Annotated in this window: 2 protein-coding genes; one reads left to right on the top strand and one right to left on the bottom strand. The window is 73.0% G+C overall.

Going from position 1 to position 1,410, the window contains the following annotated elements:
* Positions 1-63: 63 nt before the first annotated feature.
* The gene (locus AC27VN_RS41440; RefSeq protein WP_490880505.1) at positions 64-1,008 is read right to left on the bottom strand and encodes a LysR family transcriptional regulator; all 945 of its coding nucleotides are present in this window, start codon (positions 1,006-1,008) and stop codon (positions 64-66) included.
* Positions 1,009-1,109: 101 nt separating this feature from the next.
* Here AC27VN_RS41440 and AC27VN_RS41435 point away from each other — a divergent pair.
* A partial coding sequence (locus AC27VN_RS41435) for an acyclic terpene utilization AtuA family protein (protein ID WP_490880504.1) occupies positions 1,110-1,410 on the top strand: 301 nt, incomplete at its 3' end.

Raw genomic sequence — 1,410 nt, 5'->3', positions numbered from 1 at the left:
GCGCATGCCTGGCTGCGCGAGATGGTGGCCGCGGCGGCCAGGGCGGCCGGCGGCGAGGGCTGATCAGAAGTCGTCGAGCTTGAGCTTGCCCAGCCGCGCCACGATCAGGTCGTGCAGCGTCTGCGCCGCCACCGACAGGCTGCCCTCGCTGCGCTGCACCAGGTAGACCGTGCGCGTGAGCGCGGGCAGCGGCAGCGGCCGCGTCACCAGCGTCTCGCGCCGGAAGTGGAACAGCGTGAGCGCCGGCACCACGCTGATGCCGAGCCCGGCCTCGACCAGCCCCATCACCGTGGCCAGGTGCTCGACCTCGAACACCGCGTTGAGCCGCAGCGGATGCAGCGCCACGTCGAGCGCCTGCCGCACGCTGCTGTTGCGCGCCATCTGGATGAAGGGCCAGGGCGCGAGCTTCTTGGCCGTGAGCCGGGTCTCGCGCGCGAGCGGATGGTCGGTGCGGCACACCAGGTGGAAGCGGTCGGCGCACAGCCGCTGGCCGCGCAGGTCGCTGTAGGCCGCCTCGCCCGCGCCCGAGGCCGCGAGCGCGAAGTCGGCCTGGCCGCTGCGCACCAGCGCGATGCAGGCGTCGGACAGCGCATCGTCGAGGTCGATGCGGATGCCGGGCCAGGCCTGCATGAACTCGGCGAACACGCTCGGCAGCCAGCCCGCGGCCAGCGAGGGCAGGGCCGCCACGCGCACCCGGCCCTTGCGGCGCTCCACGTGGTCGGCCAGGTCGGCCATGGCGCCGCCCATGTCGTCGAGCAGGCGGCGCGCCGAGCCCTCGAACAGCCGGCCCTCGGGCGTGAGCTGCACGCTGCGCGTGTCGCGGTCGAACAGCCGCGTGCCCACCGCGTCCTCGAGCGTGCGGATCAGCGCGCTGAAGGCCGGCTGCGACAGGTGGCTGGCCTGCGCCGCGCGCGTGAAGCTGCGCAGCTCGGCCAGCGCGAGGAAGGCGCGCAGCTGGCGGGTCGAGAGATCGGGTGTCTTGCGCGCGGCGGTGCTGCTGGTGCTCATCGCTTGTCTCCGGGGCTCGGTCGTTGTTATTCGAAATCCAGATCAATCGATCTGAACTTTCGATTTTACGGATCAGGTACGGGTGCCTACAGTCGCCGGCCATGGACTCCCCCGCATCGCCGCCCCTCCTGATCGGATGCGCCGCCGGTTTCTCCGGCGACCGCACCGACGCCGCCGGACCGGTGGTCGACACCCTGATCGCGCGCCTGCGCCACGGCCCCGCCGGGCAGCGCGCCTTCCTGATCTTCGAGACGCTGGCCGAGCGCACCCTCGCGCTGGCCCAACTGCGCCGGCGCGCCGACCCCGAGGCCGGCTACGAACCGCTGCTCGACGCCATGCTGCGCCCCGTGCTCGCGCGCTGCCTCGCCCACGGCATCCGCATCGTCAGCAACTTCGGCGCCG

The organism is Variovorax sp. 20P10.2.4 (assembly GCF_058244205.1).
This window is presented reverse-complemented; position numbering and strand designations above follow the sequence as displayed.

What these genes read in the sequence shown, in the direction of transcription:
- AC27VN_RS41440 (WP_490880505.1), bottom strand. Translation starts at nt 1,008, where the DNA reads ATGAGCACCAGCAGCACCGCCGCGCGCAAGACACCCGATCTCTCGACC.